Below are 18317 nucleotides of genomic sequence, written 5' to 3' on the forward strand. Positions count from 1 at the left end.
CATTCGGCTGCGGGCCGGCCGTGGCCGGTCGCGCCCACGCGGCGGAGCCGCGAATGTCACGGACCCGCGCCCCTTACGGGGCCACGACAGGCCGCCGAGTAGTGCCGCACCACCGCAAGACCGGGAGAGGGCCAGGGAGATGAGTATGACCACCGCGAAGACAGACGAGGTCGTGGAGGAGCAGGCCGCTCCATCGACCCCGTCCGACCAGCGGGAGCGCGACCGTATGCGCCGCCGCCTCGCCAGACGGCGGGGCGGGGGCTGGTGGCCGTACGCCTTCCTGGCCCCCTGGTTCATCGGCCTGTTCGGCCTGACGATCTACCCGATGCTGGACTCGCTGTATCTGTCCTTCACCAACTTCGACCTGCTGACGCCGGCGCAGTGGGTGGGGATGGACAACTACAACAAGATGTTCACCGACGACCCGGTCTTCTGGGACTCGGTGCACGCCACGCTGCTGTACGTGGTCGTCTCGGTGCCGCTGAAGCTGGCGCTCGCGCTCGGTGTGGCGATGCTGCTCAACCGCGACCTGAAGGGCATCGGCCTGTACCGGGCCGCCTTCTATCTGCCGTCGCTGCTCGGCGGAGCGGTCGCCATCGCCATCGTGTGGCGGCAGGTCTTCGGCGGCGACGGTCTGTTCAACGACTTCCTCGCCTGGTTCGGCATCAAGGGCCAGGACTGGATCTCCAGCCCCGACACCGCGCTCTACACGCTGATCCTGCTGGCCGTCTGGCAGTTCGGCACCCCGATGGTCATCTTCCTCGCCGGACTGAAGCAACTGCCGAAGGACGTGTACGAGGCTGCCGCGATCGACGGCGCCTCGCCCGTCACCCGGTTCTTCAAGATCACCCTGCCGCTGCTGACCCCGATCGTCTTCTTCAACGTGGTCCTGCAGATCATCGACGCGTTCAAGACGTTCACCCCCGCCTTCGTCATCAGCAACGGCTCCGGCGGACCGCTCAACTCGACCATGCTGTACTCCCTCTACCTGTACAAGAAGGGCTTCACCGACCTCCAGATGGGATACGCCTCGGCTCTCGCCTGGGTGCTGTTCCTGGTCATCGCAGGCTTCACGGCGGTCAACTTCATCGCCAGCCGCTACTGGGTCCATTACGACGACTGACGCTGCCTGACGTCTGAGCGAGGAGTCCTTCAGCCATGTCCGCCATCACCTCGGCCCCCGCACCGAAGTCGCCGTTGCAGAAACTGCGTTCGGCCACCGGATCGCGCCGCATCTTCATCCACACCGTGCTCATCGGCGTGGCGATCGTCATGCTCTACCCGCTGCTCTGGATGCTCAGCAGCTCGTTCAAGCCCGACACCCAGATCTTCACCCAGCCGGGGCTCATCCCGAGCTCGGTGCGCCCGGAGAACTACTCCGAGGGCTGGAGCGGCTCCGGCAACTCCTTCTCCCTCTACATCACCAACTCGCTGATCGTCACGATCGGCGCGGTGATCGGCAACGTGATCTCCTGCTCGCTGGCGGCCTACGCCTTCGCGCGCTTCGAGTTCCGCGGCAAGAAGATCTGGTTCGGCCTGATGCTCGGCACGCTCATGCTGCCCACCCAGGCCGTGCTGATCCCGCAGTACACGATCTTCTACAACCTGACCTGGATCAACACCTATCTGCCGCTGATCGTGCCGAAGTTCCTCGCGGTGGACGCCTTCTTCATCTTCCTGATGGTCCAGTTCATCCGCTCCATCCCGCGCGAGCTCGACCACGCGGCCATGATGGACGGCGCCAACCCCTTCCAGATCTACTGGAAGATCATCCTGCCGCTGATGAAGCCGGCCCTGATCACCACCACGATCTTCACCTTCATCTGGACGTACGACGACTTCCTGCACCAGCTCGTCTACCTCCAGCAGAACGACAAGTTCACCGTCCCCCTCGGTCTGACCCTGTTCCTGGACCAGACGAGCGGCTCCTCCTACGGTGCGATGTTCGCCATGTCGACGCTTGCCCTCCTGCCCACGCTCATCTGCTTCCTCATCTTCCAGAAGAGGCTGGTAGAAGGCTTGGCGACCTCGGGCATGAAGGGCTGATCCCGTGCATCTTCCCCACCAGCGCGGCCAGTTGCACCACCTCCCCGACGACCCGGCCGCGTACGACGCCGTGCTGGCCGCCGTCACCGAGGCGGCCCTGGCCCGTCTCACCCCCGAGGGCAACCTCGAGAACCCGGCCGCCGTCGACGACATCGGCGACACCTCGCTCGGCATCACGTCCCTGCTCGCGCTCGCCTGGCACCGCACCAAGGACCCACGGCTGCCCGAGGCGGTCCGCCGCAGCCTCGCCTTCCACCTGAACTCGCGCGTCTACACCGAGGACAACCCCGGCTACCCGAACCTGAAGGCACGCAACTCCGGTCTGCCGTACGCCCGTTACACACTGGCGGCGGGCGCCCACCCCATCGGCGACTGGCCGAGCACGGTGTGGGCGCTGCTCCAGGCCGTCAACGTCCTCGACGCGGCGGATGGCCTCGTCGACGAGGACCAGTACCGCGAACTCCTGGACGTGGCGGGCGGTTACTGGCGCTGGCTCACCGAGGCCACCTTCTTCAACCCGCAGGACGCGGCGAACCAGGCCATCGGCTGCGTGGTCGGCGGCCTGATGCTCGCCCGCCATCTCCCGCCCGAGGAGGGCGAGCCGGTCCGGCAGCGCGCCCTGCGGCTGTACACGGACGAGATCCGCGCCCGGCGTGTACGGGACCGGGGCGCGCCCCTGCCTCCGGAGCACGGCGGCGCCTACGACAACAACTACGGGCCCATCTCCCTGTCCTTCCTCGCCCAGGCCCACCGGGTCAGCGGCGAGGAGGTCTTCGCGGAGGACGGCGACACGCTCGCCCGGTACATCGACGCGCGGGTCTGCGGGAGCGGCTTCGACATCGGCGGGCCGCGCTACAGCGAGCAGCACTCCGCCTTCGAATCCGTCCTCGGGCTGCGGTACTTCGGCCATCGCATCGGCGCCGACATCGGCCGCTACGCCGGTGACACGCGCTGGGCCCGGCACGCGGTCGGGGCCGACGGAGGCGTCGACGGGCACTTCGCGTACATGCTCGTCTGGCAGATCCAGGACACCACGAGCTGGCACCGCACCCCGAGCACGGCGCCCGCCCGCCACCAACTGCGGTCCGGCACCGTCACCGTGTCGTTCGACGACCGGATGACCCCCTCCGTGATCGAGGTCGGCGGCACGGCACTCGTGGCCGCCGCCGTCAACCGGCAGCACGGATTCGGGCCCGTGACGGACGACTTCCTGCTGTGCCGTCCGATGGGGGCGGTGCGGGTGGCGGACGTGCGCGCCGGCGGGCTCGCGGCCAAACTCGTGACCAAGCCCGTCGTCGGACGTGACCATGTCCTGCGCCATCTCCGGTCGCTGTACGTCACGGACGGCACGCGGCTGTGGACGACCGTGGTCGTCGAACGGCTCGACGGGGAGCGGTACTTGCTCGCCGGGATGCCGTATGTCGCCGCGGACGGTGACCGGTTCCGTCGGGTGGGCGACTTTCCGCTCGTCGCGGCGGCCGGTTCACTGCGTCTGACGCACCCTCCGGAGGGGAGTCCGGACTCCTTCGACGCCCGTGCCGAAGTCACCCAGCAGCAGGCCGCGTTCGCGTTGGCCGCCGATCCGCGTGGGTACGGGGACCCTGATGCCGGGTGGCGGCACGTGCGGACTACGACCGCCCTGGAGGCCGGGCCCGCGCCCGATGCGCCGGAGGGGCTCGACGTCTTCGCCGTGCGGTACGGGGAACCGGCCGCTGAGCCGCTCGACTTGGTCTGCGAGTGGGGGGAGGAGGGGCTGGTGTTGCGCACGACCTCCTTCACCGCGGTGCTCGGCGAAGCGGACGAGCATGGCGAGCCGCGGCTCACGTTGACTCCCGCGGGGACCTGACCTCCTCGGCGGATGCGCCCGAGCCCCCGGACAGCTTTTGCTGCCGGGGGCTCGGGCGTTCCGGAGGGATCTCGCCCCCGCCGCCCCTACCCTTTCCCGTCCCTTTTCGGGGGCCAGCCCCCGAACCCCCGCTCCTCAAACGCCGGAGGGGCTGGATTTTCCGCAGCCCGGGCCGCCACCTTCAGCCCGTCCGGCGTTTGAGGACGAGGCCGTTCAGGCCGATAGCGGGGGTCTGGGGGCGGCAGCCCCCAGGGACGGGAACGGGAAGGGGCGGCGGGGGCGAGAATGGGTTGGTTGGTGCGGTCAGGCCGACACCGGCTCGCGGTTCGGGGACTCCTGGGGTGCCCGCTCGCCCAGGTGTTCCGTCGGGACCTTGTGGGTCTCGCGGGCCGTGAGCGCCGCGATCACCGGCGGGACGCACAACGCGGCGGTGAACAGCGCCACCGCCCCCCAGTCGTCGCCGTCCGGCCCAGCGATCTGGGCGGCGAAGGTCACCGCGAACCCGGCGATGGCGAAGCCGATCTGCGTGCCGATGGCCATGCCGGAGAGGCGGACCCGGGTGGAGAACATCTCGCCGTAGAAGGACGGCCAGACCCCGTTCGCGGCACTGTAGACGACACCGAAGGTGACGATGCCGAGGACCATGACCAGCGGGTAGGAGCCCGTGGAGATGGCCCACAGATAGGCGACCATCAGCCCGCCACTGCCCGCGGCGCCGATCAGGAAGACGGGCCGACGGCCGATGCGGTCGGAGAGGGTGGCCCAGAGGGGGATGGCGCCCAGGGCGACCAGGTTGGCGAGTGCACCCACCCACAGCATCGACGTACGGTCCATGCCGACCGAGTCACTGGTCGCGTACGACAGTGCCCACACCGTGAAGATCGTGCTGACCGAGGCGACGAGCGCGGCGGCGACCACCCTGAGGACGTCCGCCCAGTGGTCCCGCAGCAGCACGGCGAGCGGCATCTTCGCGACGCCCTCGGTGGCGGCCTGCTGGGTGAAGGTCGGGGTCTCTTCGAGGGTGCGGCGGATGACGTAACCGACGACCGCGACCGCGATGCTCATCCAGAACGGGACCCGCCAGCCCCAGGAGAGCAACTGGTCCTCGGGGAGCGCGGCGACCGGGATGAACACGAGTGTGGCGAGGAGCTGGCCGCCCTGCGTGCCGCTGAGCGTGAAGCTGGTGAAGAAGCCGCGTTTGTCCGGTGGCGCGTGCTCCAGCGACATGGAGTTGGCGCTGGCCTGCTCGCCCGCGGCCGAGATGCCTTGCAGGACGCGGCAGATCACCAGGAGCACCGGGGCCAGCGTGCCGACCTGGTCGCGCGTCGGAAGACAGCCGATGAGGAACGTCGAGAGCCCCATCAGGATCAGCGTGAAGACCATGATCTTCTTGCGGCCGACCTTGTCGCCGAAGTGGCCGAGGAACAGCGCGCCGACCGGCCTGGCCGCGTACGCGACGCCGAACGTGGCCAGTGACAGCAGGGTCGCGGTGGCCGGGTCCGACTCGTCGAAGAAGACCTCGGGGAAGATCAGCGCCGCCGCGCTGCCGTAGATGAAGAAGTCGTAGTACTCCAGCGCGCTGCCGATCCAGGCGGCCGTCGCAGCCTTCTTTGGCTGGCCGGGTGGCGCGTCGAGGGGCGCTGCGGGGACGGACACGGCTTGCTCCTTCGGGGGAACTCCAACGTAAGCGGAGTGAGCGGAGGGGGAGAAGTGCCGGATCCCTGGGGTGACGGGGCGGCCGTGCCGGGGGCTACCCGGCTAATTAACCCACTGGATAGTTAGTAGCGGTTGGCTACGGATGTTGCGCTCACGTTTCCCGAGTGTCAAGAGGTCGTGCCGAAGGATCTTGCGTTGCCCTGTCGGCGCCCCGCCTGCGCCCCGCCTGCGCCGCGCCGCGTCTCTCAGTCCGCCGAGCGGTCCGCTGTCAGATAGGCGATGACCATGTCGCCCAGCATGTTCCGGTAGTGCTCGCGCTGGGCGGGGTCGACCAGGTCGCGGCCGAACAGGGCCCCGAAGGTGTGCCGGTTGGCGACCCGGAAGAAGCAGAACGAGCTGATCATCGCGTGCAGGTCGACGGCGTCCACGTCGGCCGTGAAGAGGCCGGACTCCTGCCCCGACTCCAGGATGCGGCGGATCACGTCCAGGGCGGGCGAGCCGATCTTGCCGAGCTTCTCGGAGGCGGCGACGTGCTCGGCCCCGTGGATGTTCTCGATGCTGACCAGCCGGATGAAGTCGGGGTGCGCCTCGTGGTGGTCGAAGGTCAGCTCGGCCAGCCGCCGGATCGCCGCGACCGGGTCCAGATGCTCCACGTCGAGCCCCTGCTCGGCCTCGCGGATGACGCTGTACGCGCGCTCCAGTACGGCGGTGAACAGCTGGTCCTTGCCGCCGAAGTAGTAATAGATCATCCGCTTGGTGGTCCGGGTGCGGGCGGCGATCTCGTCGACCCTGGCCCCGTCGTAGCCGGCCCGGGCGAACTCGTGCGTGGCGACGTCGAGGATCTCGGCCTGGGTGCGGGCGGCGTCACGGATGCGCCCGTTCGGTCGTGCCGGTTCTTCGACGCTGGTCATCGGGCTTCCTTCGGGCGAGGGGCGTGTGCCCGAGATTCTAGAAGCAGGCCTTCGTGCGGGGTTCCGGGTTACGGGCCGGGCCTTCCCGTGGCTCCGGGATGCTGGTATAGCTAACGTACTAGTTCGTACATTAGTGAGCCGCTCTGGAGGTCCGTCGTGGTCGCCCTGGTCAAGGACTCGTATCTCGTCGGACTGATCGGCGCCGGGATCGGCCCGTCGCTCAGCCCGGCACTGCACGAGCGGGAGGCCGACCGGCAGGGCCTGCGCTATCTGTACCGGCTGATCGACATCGACACGCTCGGCGTCGGGCCGGAGGCGGTCGGGGACCTCGTACGCGCCGCCCGTGACCTGGGCTTCGACGGGCTGAACATCACGCACCCCTGCAAGCAGCTCGTCATCGAGCATCTGGACGCGCTCGCCCCGCAGGCCGAGGCGCTCGGCGCGGTGAACACCGTCGTCTTCGAGGGCGGGCGCGCGGTCGGGCACAACACCGATGTCACCGGGTTCGCCGCCTCGTTCGCCCGTGGGCTGCCGGATGCCCCGCTGGAGCGGGTCGTGCAGTTGGGCGCGGGGGGAGCGGGGGCGGCCGTCGCGCACGCCATGCTCACGCTCGGGGCCGGGCACGTCACCGTCGTGGACGCCCTGCCGGACCGATCGGCCGACCTCGCCGCCTCGCTGAACGCCCACTTCGGTGCGGGGCGGGCCGCTGCCGCGGGCCCGGAGAGGTTGGCGGCGCTGCTCGGCGGTGCGGACGGCATCGTGCACGCCACGCCGACGGGGATGGCCGCGCATCCGGGGCTGCCGCTTCCCGGTGAGTTGCTGCATCCCGGGTTGTGGGTGGCCGAGGTGGTGTACCGGCCGTTGGAGACCGAGTTGCTGCGTGCCGCTCGGGGGTCGGGGTGTGCGGTGCTCGACGGTGGAGGGATGGCTGTTTTCCAGGCCGCGGACGCGTTTCGGCTGTTCACGGGGCGGGAGCCGGACGCGGTGCGGATGCTGGCGGACATTGCGGAGTTGGCCGGTGCGGCTGGTGCCGCGGGGGCCGCCGGGGCGCGGAGTTGAGGACGCCTCGGGGGTGAGGGGCTTGGAGGGTGCGGGCCCTTCGGGGTTGAGTGCGCAGTTCCCCGCGCCCCTTGGATACAGGGCCTCAGCCGTGTCGTGAAGTGGAACCGGAGGAGCATCAACGTGCGTACGTCCATTGCCACCGTCTCTCTCAGCGGAGCCCTTACCGAGAAGCTCACGGCCGCGGCGCGGGCGGGCTTCGACGGTGTCGAGATCTTCGAGAACGACCTGCTCGCCAGCCCCCTCACACCCGAGGAGGTGCGGGCCCGCTGTGCCGACCTCGGGCTGAGCATCGATCTCTACCAGCCGATGCGTGACATCGAGGCGGTGCCGGCGGAGGAGTTCCGGCGGAATCTGCGGCGGGCCGAGCACAAGTTCCGGCTGATGGAGCGGCTCGGCGCCGACACCGTGCTCGTGTGCTCCAGCGTGTCGCCCCTCGCCGAGGACGACGACGCACTGGCCGCGTTCCAGCTGCGGCGGCTCGCCGAACTGGCCGAGGGATTCGGCATCCGCGTCGCGTACGAGGCGCTGGCGTGGGGGCGCCACGTCAGCACGTACGACCATGCCTGGCGCATCGTCGAGGCGGCCGACCATCCCGCGCTCGGGACGTGCCTGGACAGTTTTCACATTCTGGCCCGCGGTTCCGATCCCAAGGGGATCGAGGACATCCCCGGGGAGAAGATCTTCTTCCTGCAGCTGGCCGACGCGCCGCTGATGGCGATGGACGTGCTGCAGTGGAGCCGGCACTACCGCTGTTTCCCCGGGCAGGGCGGCTTCGATGTCGCCGGGCTCGTCGGGCATGTGATGCGTGCCGGATACGAGGGGCCTCTCTCGCTGGAAGTGTTCAACGACGTGTTCCGGCAGGCGGAGGCCGGGCCGACCGCCGTCGACGCGCTGCGCTCGCTGCTCGTGCTCCAGGAGAGCGTCGGCCTGAGCGAGCCGCCCGCCCCCGTCGTACCGACCGGTGTCGCCTTCGCGGAGCTGGTCACCCCCGATGTCGAACCGCTGTCGGAGATCCTCGAAGCGCTCGGCTTCGCCCGCACCGCCCGGCACCGCAGCAAGCCGGTCGACCTGTGGCAGCAGGGCGAGGCCCGGCTGCTGCTCAACACGGGTCCGGCCGCTCGACGGGACGGTACCCAGCTGGCCGCCGTCGGTCTGGAGTCGCCGGATCCGGCGGGCGCGGCCCGGCGGGCCGAGGCACTGCTCGCCCCAGTGCTGCCGCGCAGGCGCGCCCCCGAGGACGCCCCGCTGGACGCGGTCGCCGCACCCGACGGCACCGAACTCTTCTTCTGCGCCACGGACCGACCCGAACTGCCCAGCTGGACCGGCGACTTCGAGCCCGTCGCGCACAAGTCGCCCATCGCCGGGGGCGTACACCGCATAGATCACCTGGCCCTCACCCAGCCCTGGCACCAGTTCGACGAGGCGGCCCTCTTCCATCACAGCGTCCTCGGACTCGGCGCGCAGGAGAGCGTGGACGTCGCCGACCCGTACGGACTGCTGCGCAGCCGTGCCGTCACCAACGCCGACGGCAGTGTGCGGATCGCCCTCGGAGTCGGAGCGGCCCCGAGCGCCGACGAGGGCGGCCGTGCCCAGCACATCGCCCTCGCGACCGACGACATCGTCACCGCGGCCCGCCGGTTCCGGGACGCGGGCGGCCGCCTGCTGCCGATCCCCGCGAACTACTACGACGACCTCGCGGCCAAGTACGAGCTGGCCGACGGCGAGCTGGAGGCGTACCGCGAACTCGGCATCCTCTACGACCGGGACGCGGACGGCGCCTTCCGGCACTGCTACACGGAGACGATCGGCCGTCTCTTCTTCGAGCTCGTCCAGCGCGACGCGGGCTACCGCGGTTACGGCGCCCAGAACGCCCCGGTGCGGCTGGCCGCCCAGCACGTACGGCGGCCGGTGCGCTGACTCCACACCGGGGGACTTTCTCTCACCGGATTCTCAACCTCCGCCAGGCCGGGCCCGATCACACGGGCCCGGCCTGCTGTGTGCGCTACCACCGTGGATCGGCGGTGCGCAAGGAGGCGGACATTACCCACGAGTTGACATTGAAACGTCAAGAGCCGCCGCTATCATCACTCCACTACGGAGCGACCGTCCGCCGCCGACCACCACCACGGCTGCACGGAATCGGCCATACCTCCCACTTACACCTGGCGCGTGCGGGCATGCCCGTACGCACTTCGTGCAGGACGGAAAGCAGCGCATCCATGGGCAACAACAGGGGCAGAGGGCTCCAGGCCAACGTCCTCGGCACGTTCGACACGGTTGTGATGGCGGTCGCCGGCAGTGCCCCGGCGTACTCGCTCGCCGCGACCACCGCGGTCCTCGTCGGCGCGGTGGGCCTGGCCAGCCCCGCCGCGCTGCTGTACTGCGCGATACCCATGCTCGGCATAGCCCTGGCCTTCAGCTATCTCAGCCGGATCGACACCAACGCGGGCGCCAGCTACTCCTGGGTCGGCCGCACGCTCCACCCCTTCCTCGGCTTCATCAGCGGCTGGGCGCTGGTCGTCTCGGCCACCATCTTCATGGTCGCCGGTTCGCTGCCCGCCGGTTCGATGACGCTGTCCCTCTTCGACGAGGGGCTCGCGGACAACACGGCCCTGTCCACCCTGGTCGGCGCGGCCTGGTTCGTCGCCATGCTGCTGGTCGTGCTGGGCGGCGCCCGGCTCACCGTCCGCGCCCAGCTGATCATGTCCGGAGTCGAGCTCGCCATCCTGGCCCTCTTCGCCGTCGGCGCCGTGCTCCACACCGACAACGCCCGGCCCTTCGACTGGTCCTGGCTCGGCTTCAGCCACTTCGACGGGGTGAGCGGCTTCGCGTCCGGCGCGCTCATTGCCGCCTTCTACTACTGGGGCTGGGACGTCACCTCCAACCTCAGCGAGGAGACCAAGGACAGCCGCCGCACCACGGGCCTCGCGGGCCTGATCGGCGTGGGCATCGTCTTCCTCCTCTTCGAGGCCTTCACCATCGCGGTGAACGTCATCCTCACCTCGCAGCAGATCCAGGACAACGACGCCAACGTCCTCGCGGTGCTCGGCGAGGAGATCTGGCCGGGCTGGGGCGGCAAGCTGCTGATCGTCTCCGTGATGCTGTCCACCATCGCCACCCTGGAGACCACACTCATCCAGGTCACGCGCTCGCTGTTCGCGATGGGCCGCGACCACACGATGCCCAGCGCCCTGGGCAAGGTCCACCGCACCTGGAACACCCCGTACGTCGCCATCACCGTGGTCGGCGCGGTGGCGCTGCTGATGCTCGTGGCGTCCAACGCCCTCGGCAGCGTCGGCGACATCCTGGAGAACGCCATCGCCGCGATCGGCCTCCAGATCGCCGTGTACTACGGCCTCGCGGGGCTCGCGGTCGTCGTCGCCTACCGCAAGATGCTGCTGAAGTCGCCGTCCAACTTCCTCTTCGGCGGGCTGTGGCCGTTCCTCGGTGCCCTGTTCATGTTCTGGATCTTCATCGAGTCACTGAGCGACCTGAGCAACGCCTCGATCGCCATCGGCATCGGCGGCCTGGCCGTCGGACTCGTCCCCATGCTCTGGTACTGGCGTCAGGGCAGCGACTACTACCGGCCGGCGGACCTGGACGCCAGCGACGTCGTCGAGACGGACTACATACCCGACGGCTACACCGCCGCCGAGGCGGAACGTTCCCGCGTCCACGAGGGTCTCCCCACCGACTTCTGAGAGGGGCCCCGATGGCGAGAGACCGCTTCAAGCCCGAGTTCGACCCCGACTGCGGGGACGCGCCCCTCACCTCCGCCAAACAGGACATCGTCATCGGCCGCTGGCAGGGACTGCGGGAGCTGCTGCGGACCACCGGCCCCGCGTGGCTTGCCCGGGGCCACCGGATGCGGCTGCTCGCTCAGGCCTGCGCGAGCACCTCGACCGCCGAGTCCTGGCTGGCCGCCGAGCCCCACAGCGGGGACGCGCTGGTGCTGCGGGCCGCGACCGAGACGGCACGGGCCTTCAACCTCGCGATCGCCGCGGGCCGGGGTGTCCCCATCGACCTGAACCGCGTCGACGGCGCGGTCATGGCCTGCCTCCAGGCCGCCGAGGCGTACGTCGACGACCCCACGCCCTGGATCTCGCTCATCGCCGTCGCGCGGCTCTATCCCACCGGGGTGCGGCGACAGGAACTGGGGCGCTGGTGGGACGAGTTGCACGCGCGCGACCCCTACAGCGTGGAGGGTCATCTCCAGGTGCTGCACTACTACTCGGCGCGGTGGCACGGTACGCACGGCGTGATGTACGACTTCGCCCGGGACGCGGCCGGGGTGGCTCCGCCGGGGTGTGCGCTGCCGGTTCTCGTGCAGTTCGCCCGGGTGGAGGAGTTCCGGTACATCCTGGAGGGGGCGAAGGGGCAGCAGGGGTCTCTGACCGGGGTCAGCCAGCACTGGAACCACGACGGGGCCGTCAATGATGTGCGGCGTACCTGGCAGCGGTGGATCACGGGGCGTCCCGACGCTCCCGTCGAGCCGGGGGAAGTCCACCAGCTCAACCACCTCACGCACGCGGCCTGTCACGCCGGGGTGCCGGACATCACCGCCTCGCTGTTCCGCCTCCTGGGCCGACGGGCCACGCGGACGCCGTGGTCGTACACGGGCGACCCCGAGAAACAAATCACGAGATGGCACAACAACCCGAAGCACCGTGCGTGAGCAGTCGAGGGTAGTTTTTCGCCCCCGCCGCCCCTACCCATTCCCGTCCCTTACTTGGGGGCCAGCCCCCAAACCCCCGCTCCTCAAACGCCGGAGGGGCTGGGGGGGGAGGGGGCTGCTGGGGGTGGGTGGGTTGGCCGTGGGTGGGTAATCGGCCTGGCTGCCTCGTCCTCAATCGCCGGACCGGCTGGGTGGTGGGGGCTTGTGGGGTGGGTTGTGGGTGCGGGTTGGCTGTGGCTGGTAGCGCAGTTCCCCGCGCCCCTTTTTAGGGGCGCGGGGAACTGCGCAGTCTTTTGGGGGTTCGGGGGCGGAGCCCCTGAGTTAAGTGACGGGAATGGGTAGGGGCGGCGGGGGCGAGGAGAACTACCCCGGCGGCAGGGTGTTCCACTCGCTGACGACCGGACGGTCGTGCTCCGTGGAGAGCCGACTCAGCGTGCCGGTTCCGAGCTGGAACAGGCGCCCGTCCGCGGCGGGAAGCCCAAGGCGCCGCGCCGTAAGGACACGAAGGAAGTGGGCGTGAGCGACAAGCACCACGTCACCATCACCCAGCGCCTTCTCCGCCCGCGCCAGAACACGATCGGCCCGCTCACCCACCTCGTCGGCAGACTCACCCGGATGCCCGTCCGGCCCCGCAGGCACCCCGTCGTTCCACAAGTACCAGTCGGGACGAGTCAGATGGATGTCCACGGTGGCGATACCTTCGTACGCCCCGTAGTCCCACTCGTGCATGTCCGGATCGGACACCGCCCCGGTCAGCCCCGCCAGCTCCGCGGTCCGTATCGCCCGCCCCAGCGGACTGGTGAGTACGAGCGCGAAGGGCCGCCCGGCGAACAGCGGGACGAGGGACTTGGCCTGTTCCTCACCGTGCTGGGTGAGGGGCAGATCGGTCCAGCTGGTGTGCCGGCCCGACCTGCTCCACTCGGTCTCGCCGTGCCGGACGAGAAGGAGGTCGCCCATGACTGCTGACCTCTACTTCGCGGACTCGACGGCGTGGCCGCCGAACTGGTTTCGCAGCGCCGCGACCATCTTCATCTGCGGCGAGTCGTCCTGCCGGGACGAGAACCGAGCGAAGAGGGAGGCCGTGATGGCGGGCAGCGGCACGGAGTTGTCGATGGCCGCCTCGACGGTCCAGCGGCCCTCGCCGGAGTCCTCCGCGTAACCGCGGAGCTGCCCCAGGTGCTCGTCCTCGTCCAGCGCGTTGACGGCCAGGTCGAGCAGCCAGGAACGGATGACCGTGCCCTCCTGCCAGGAGCGGAACACCTCGCGCACATCCGTGACGGAGTGCACCGCTTCGAGGAGCTCCCAGCCCTCGGCATAGGCCTGCATCATGGCGTACTCGATGCCGTTGTGGACCATCTTCGAGAAGTGGCCGGCGCCCACCTTGCCCGCGTGGACGAACCCGGCGTCGCCCTCCGGCTTGAGCGCGTCGAAGATCGGCTGGACCTTGGCGATGTGCTCGGCGTCGCCGCCGACCATCAGGGCGTAGCCGTTCTGCAGGCCCCAGACGCCGCCCGAGACACCGGCGTCCACGAAGCCGATGCCCTTGGCCGCCAGCTCCTCGGCGTGCTTCTCGTCGTCCGTCCAGCGGGAGTTGCCGCCGTCGACGACGGTGTCGCCCGGCTCCAGCAGGTCGCCGAGTTCGTCGATGACGCCCTGGGTGGCGGCCCCGGCCGGGACCATCACCCAGACCACGCGCGGGCCTTCGAGCTTGCCGACCAGTTCGGTCAGGCTGCTGACGTCGGAGAGGTCCGGGTTGCGGTCGTAGCCGATCACGGTGTGGCCCGCGCGGCGGATCCGCTCGCGCATGTTGCCGCCCATCTTGCCGAGGCCGATGAGACCGAGCTGCATCGCAGTCATGTCAGTTCACTTCTTTCGCAGAGTGCGGTACGTGGCCACGAGGGCGGCGGTGGAGGGATCGAGACCGGGGACGTCGGCGCCCTCGGTGAGGGCGGGTTCGACGCGCTTGGCGAGGACCTTGCCGAGCTCGACGCCCCACTGGTCGAAGGAGTCGATGTTCCAGATCGCGCCCTGGACGAACACCTTGTGCTCGTAGAGGGCGATCAGCTGACCGAGGACGGAGGGGGTCAACTCGGCGGCCAGGACGGTCGTCGTGGGGTGGTTGCCGCGGAACGTGCGGTGCGGGACCTGCTCCTCGGGCACCCCCTCGGCGCGTACCTCGTCGGCGGTCTTGCCGAACGCGAGCGCCTGGCCCTGGGCGAAGAGGTTCGCCATCAACAGGTCGTGCTGGGCCGCGAGTTCGGCCCCCAGCTCGTCGACCGGGTTGACGAAGCCGATCAGGTCGGCCGGGATCGTCTTCGTGCCCTGGTGGAGCAACTGGTAGTACGCGTGCTGGCCGTTGGTGCCGGGCGTGCCCCAGACGACCGGGCCGGTCTGCCACTCGACCGGGTTTCCCTCGCGGTCGACGGACTTGCCGTTGGACTCCATGTCGAGCTGCTGCAGGTACGCGGTGAACTTGGACAGGTAGTGCGAGTACGGCAGCACCGCGTGCGACTGGGCGCCGAAGAAGTCGCCGTACCAGACGCCCAACAGGCCGAGCAGCAAAGGCGCGTTGGCCTCGGCAGGAGCCGTGCGGAAGTGTTCGTCGACGAGCCTGAACCCGTCGAGCATCTCCCGGAAGCGGTCCGGGCCGATCGCGATCATCAGCGACAGACCGATCGCCGAGTCGAACGAGTAACGGCCGCCGACCCAGTCCCAGAACTCGAACATGTTGGCCGTGTCGATACCGAAGTCCGCGACCTTCTCGACGTTCGTCGACAGTGCCACGAAGTGCTTGGCGACGGCCTCGGACCCACCGCCGAGACCGGCGAGGAGCCAGGACCGTGCCGAGGTCGCGTTGGTGATCGTCTCGATGGTGGTGAAGGTCTTCGAGGCGACGACGAACAGCGTCTCCGCCGGATCCAGGTCCCGGACCGCCTCGTGCAGGTCGGCGCCGTCCACGTTCGACACGAAGCGGACCGTCAACTCGCGGTCGGTGAAGGCGCGCAGCGCCTCGTACGCCATCGCCGGACCGAGGTCGGAGCCGCCGATGCCGATGTTGACGACGTTGCGGATGCGCCTGCCGGTGTGGCCGGTCCACTTGCCGGAGCGGACCTGCTCGGCGAAGTCGGACATCTTGTCGAGCACGGCGTGCACCTTCGGCACGACGTTCTCGCCGGAGACCTCGACGACCGCGTCGAGCGGGGCACGCAGCGCCGTGTGCAGCACGGCCCGCCCCTCGGTGACGTTGATCCGCTCGCCGCGCAGCATCGCGTCCCGCAGCCCGAACACGTCGGTGGCGGTGGCGAGTTCCTGGAGCAGTGCGAGCGTCTCGTCGGTGATCAGGTGCTTGGAGTAGTCGATGCGCAGGTCACCGACGCGCACGGTGTATCGCTCGGCGCGCTCCGGGTCCGTGGCGAACAGTTCGCGCAGCTGCGGATGGAGGAGCGGACCGGCGCGGTGGTCCTCCAGGGCCGTCCACTCGGGACGACGGGTGAGCCTGGGCGTCCGGGGCTCGGACGGAGGCGTGTCAGGCACGGCTCTCCTCCTCTCGGGTGTCGTCACCGCGCAGGGCGACGGCGTACATCTCGTCCGCGTCCAGGCGCCGCAGCTCCTCGGCGATCAGCTCGGAGGTGCTGCGGACCTTCAGCGCGAGGGTGCGCGAGGGCTGGCCCGGCAGCGACAGCGTCGCGAGGGGACCCTCGGGACGGTCGATGACGATCTCGCCGTTCCTGGTGCCGAGCCGGACGGCGGTGACGACCGGCCCCGCGGTCACGACACGCTCGACCGGTACCTGGAGGCGGGCCTCCAGCCAGCGCGCCAGCAGTTCGGCGCTCGGGTTCTCGGCCTCGCTCTCCACCGCGGCCGAGGTGATCTTCGTACGGGCCTGGTCCAGGGCGGCCGCGAGCATGGAACGCCACGGAGTCAGCCGGGTCCAGGCCAGGTCGGTGTCGCCCGGCGCGTACGAGGCGGCACGGGCCTCCAGGGCCGCGAGCGGTGCCTCGACCGCGTACATGTCGGTGATCCGGCGCTGGGCGAGGGCACCCAGCGGATCCTTGGCCGGGACCTCGGGCGCGTCCACCGGCCACCAGACGACGACGGGCGCGTCCGGCAGCAGCAGTGGCAGGACCACCGAGTCGGCGTGCTCGGACACCTCGCCGTACAGCCGCAGCACGACCGTCTCGCCGGTGCCGGCGTCGGCGCCCACGCGGACGTCGGCGTCGAGGTGCGAGTTCGTGCGGTCGCGCGGGGTGCGGGCGTGCCGCTTGATGACGACCAGGGTGCGCGAGGGGTGCTCGTGCGAGGCCTCCTCGGCCGCCTTGATCGAGTCGTAGGCGTTCTCCTCGTCCGTGACGATGACCATCGTCAGGACCATGCCCACGGCAGGCGTGCCGATGGCGCGGCGGCCCTCCACTAGGGCCTTGTTGATCTTGCTTGCCGTGGTGTCGGTCAGGTCGATCTTCATGGCCTGCGCCAGCTCCGTCCGTCTCGTGCGAGCATCTCGTCGGCTTCCCCGGGACCCCAGCTGCCCGAGGCGTACTGCGCGGGCTTGCCGTTCTTGTCCCAGTACTCCTCGATCGGATCGAGGATCTTCCAGGACTCTTCCACCTCCTGGTGACGGGGGAAGAGATTGGCGTCGCCGAGCAGGACATCCAGGATCAGCCGTTCGTACGCCTCCGGGCTGGACTCCGTGAACGACTCGCCGTAGGCGAAGTCCATGGAGACGTCCCGGATCTCCATCGACGTACCCGGCACCTTCGATCCGAAGCGCACCGTCATGCCCTCGTCGGGCTGGACGCGGAAGACGATCGCGTTGGCGCCGAGCTCCTCCGTGGCCGTCGAGTCGAACGGGGAGTGCGGGGCGCGCTGGAACACGACCGCGATCTCCGTGACCCGCCGGCCGAGCCGCTTGCCGGTCCGCAGGTAGAAGGGGACGCCCGCCCAGCGGCGGTTGTCGACCTCCAGCTTGACGGCCGCGTACGTGTCGGTCTTCGACGCGGGGTCGATGCCGTCCTCTTCCAGGTAGCCGGGCACCTTCGCGCCGCCCTGCCAGCCCTCCGCGTACTGCCCGCGCACGGTGTGCTCGCCCAGGTCCTCCGGCAGCCGCACCGACTTGAGGACCTTGAGCTTCTCGGTGAGCAGCGAGTCCGCGTCGAAGGCGATGGGCTCCTCCATCGCGGTCAGCGCCATCAGCTGGAGCAGGTGGTTCTGGATGACGTCACGGGCCGAGCCGATGCCGTCGTAGTACCCGGCCCGGCCGCCGATGCCGATGTCCTCGGCCATCGTGATCTGTACGTGGTCCACGTACGACCGGTTCCAGATCGGTTCGTACATCTGGTTGGCGAAGCGGAGCGCCAGGATGTTCTGGACGGTCTCCTTGCCGAGGTAGTGGTCGATCCGGAAGACCTGCTCCGGGTCGAACACGTCGTGCAGCACCTTGTTCAGCTCACGGGCGCTCTTGAGGTTGTGGCCGAACGGCTTCTCGATCACCGCGCGCCGCCAGGAACCCGCCGGGGCGTCGGCCAGTCCGTGCTTCTTGAGCTGCTTGACGACCTTCGGGAAGAACTTCGGCGGTACGGAGAGGTAGAAGGCGTAGTTGCCGCTGGTGCCCCGGGAGGCATCCAACTCCTCGACGGCGGCGCGCAGTTGCTTGAACGCCTGGTCGTCGCCGAAGTCGCCCGGGATGAACCGCATGCCCTCGGCGAGCTGCTGCCAGACCTCCTCGCGGAACTCCGTACGGGCGTGTTCGCGCACCGAGTCGTGCACGATCTGCGCGAAGTCCTCGTCCTCCCAGTCGCGCCGGGCGAAGCCGACGAGGGAGAAGCCCGGCGGGAGCAGTCCGCGGTTGGCCAGGTCGTAGACGGCCGGCATCAGCTTCTTGCGCGCCAGGTCGCCGGTGACACCGAAGATGACCAGACCGGACGGCCCGGCGATCTTCGGCAGACGGCGGTCGCCGGGGTGGCGCAGGGGGTTGTCCCAGTCGGACGTCAGATCCAGCGCCTGGGCGAGGGACTCGGGCGTGATGTCGGCGGCGGTGGTGGCGTCCGGCGTCGTACCGGGCGTTTCGGCCGCGGCGGCCTCAGTCTCTGCTGCCACTCCCGTCACCTTCGCCGAGGCTCCCTCG

At 69.6% G+C, this 18317-nt stretch carries 14 protein-coding genes; 7 read left to right on the forward strand and 7 right to left on the reverse strand.

Features of this window, described 5'->3' with window-relative positions:
* The first annotated feature begins 145 nt into the window (after positions 1 to 145).
* From ACN20J_RS40885 to ACN20J_RS40895, 3 genes are read left to right on the forward strand one after another with little or no spacing between them, the layout of a single operon-like run.
* Positions 146 to 1123, forward strand: a complete 978-nt coding sequence (locus tag ACN20J_RS40885; RefSeq protein WP_055613696.1) for a carbohydrate ABC transporter permease — start codon at positions 146 to 148, stop codon at positions 1121 to 1123.
* A gap of 35 nt (positions 1124 to 1158) precedes the next feature.
* Positions 1159 to 2046 (forward strand): carbohydrate ABC transporter permease, encoded by an 888-nt coding sequence (locus ACN20J_RS40890; RefSeq protein ID WP_189839632.1) that lies wholly within the window; start codon positions 1159 to 1161, stop codon positions 2044 to 2046.
* Positions 2047 to 2050: 4 nt separating this feature from the next.
* A complete protein-coding gene (locus tag ACN20J_RS40895; RefSeq protein ID WP_419667899.1) occupies positions 2051 to 3892 on the forward strand; it encodes a hypothetical protein in 1842 nt (613 codons plus the stop codon).
* Positions 3893 to 4195: 303 nt separating this feature from the next.
* Here the strand turns inward: ACN20J_RS40895 and ACN20J_RS40900 are convergent, their stop codons facing one another.
* Positions 4196 to 5548: an MFS transporter gene (locus tag ACN20J_RS40900; protein ID WP_189839630.1), complete on the reverse strand. Its 1353-nt coding sequence runs from the start codon at positions 5546 to 5548 to the stop codon at positions 4196 to 4198.
* 245 nt (positions 5549 to 5793) lie between these two features.
* Positions 5794 to 6459 (reverse strand): TetR/AcrR family transcriptional regulator, encoded by a 666-nt coding sequence (locus ACN20J_RS40905; RefSeq protein WP_143640805.1) that lies wholly within the window; start codon positions 6457 to 6459, stop codon positions 5794 to 5796.
* Between the two features lie 165 nt (positions 6460 to 6624).
* Between ACN20J_RS40905 and ACN20J_RS40910 the strand changes: the two genes are divergently transcribed.
* The 4 genes from ACN20J_RS40910 to ACN20J_RS40925 all read left to right on the forward strand — a co-directional run bounded on the left by ACN20J_RS40910 (position 6625) and on the right by ACN20J_RS40925 (position 12196).
* Positions 6625 to 7518, forward strand: coding sequence for a shikimate dehydrogenase (locus ACN20J_RS40910; protein ID WP_189839766.1), 894 nt, complete (start codon positions 6625 to 6627; stop codon positions 7516 to 7518).
* A gap of 123 nt (positions 7519 to 7641) precedes the next feature.
* Positions 7642 to 9438, forward strand: coding sequence for a bifunctional sugar phosphate isomerase/epimerase/4-hydroxyphenylpyruvate dioxygenase family protein (locus ACN20J_RS40915; RefSeq protein WP_419667900.1), 1797 nt, complete (start codon positions 7642 to 7644; stop codon positions 9436 to 9438).
* Between the two features lie 302 nt (positions 9439 to 9740).
* Positions 9741 to 11222, forward strand: coding sequence for an APC family permease (locus ACN20J_RS40920; protein WP_189839628.1), 1482 nt, complete (start codon positions 9741 to 9743; stop codon positions 11220 to 11222).
* An 11-nt stretch (positions 11223 to 11233) separates the two neighbouring features.
* Entirely contained in the window at positions 11234 to 12196 is a 963-nt protein-coding gene (locus tag ACN20J_RS40925; RefSeq protein WP_189839627.1) for a hypothetical protein, read from the forward strand.
* Positions 12197 to 12559: 363 nt separating this feature from the next.
* On the opposite strand, the gene ACN20J_RS40930 is transcribed toward ACN20J_RS40925, so the two are convergent.
* Genes ACN20J_RS40930 through zwf form a run of 5 tightly spaced genes read right to left on the reverse strand, consistent with a single transcriptional unit; the run spans position 12560 to position 18184 of the window.
* Entirely contained in the window at positions 12560 to 13153 is a 594-nt protein-coding gene (locus ACN20J_RS40930; RefSeq protein WP_419667901.1) for a histidine phosphatase family protein, read from the reverse strand.
* Positions 13154 to 13165: 12 nt separating this feature from the next.
* The gene (gene gnd / locus ACN20J_RS40935) at positions 13166 to 14044 is read right to left on the reverse strand and encodes a phosphogluconate dehydrogenase (NAD(+)-dependent, decarboxylating) (RefSeq protein ID WP_189839765.1); all 879 of its coding nucleotides are present in this window, start codon (positions 14042 to 14044) and stop codon (positions 13166 to 13168) included.
* Positions 14045 to 14059: 15 nt separating this feature from the next.
* Positions 14060 to 15730: a glucose-6-phosphate isomerase gene (gene pgi, locus ACN20J_RS40940; protein ID WP_189839625.1), complete on the reverse strand. Its 1671-nt coding sequence runs from the start codon at positions 15728 to 15730 to the stop codon at positions 14060 to 14062.
* Positions 15723 to 16658: a glucose-6-phosphate dehydrogenase assembly protein OpcA gene (opcA, locus tag ACN20J_RS40945; protein WP_189839624.1), complete on the reverse strand. Its 936-nt coding sequence runs from the start codon at positions 16656 to 16658 to the stop codon at positions 15723 to 15725. Before opcA ends, pgi begins: the two co-directional genes overlap by 8 nt.
* A complete protein-coding gene (gene zwf, locus ACN20J_RS40950) occupies positions 16655 to 18184 on the reverse strand; it encodes a glucose-6-phosphate dehydrogenase (RefSeq protein WP_189839764.1) in 1530 nt (509 codons plus the stop codon). Before zwf ends, opcA begins: the two co-directional genes overlap by 4 nt.
* Positions 18185 to 18317: the final 133 nt, after the last annotated feature.

Source organism: Streptomyces sp. 2-1 (assembly GCF_048564895.1).
GTDB lineage: Bacteria > Actinomycetota > Actinomycetes > Streptomycetales > Streptomycetaceae > Streptomyces > Streptomyces phaeochromogenes.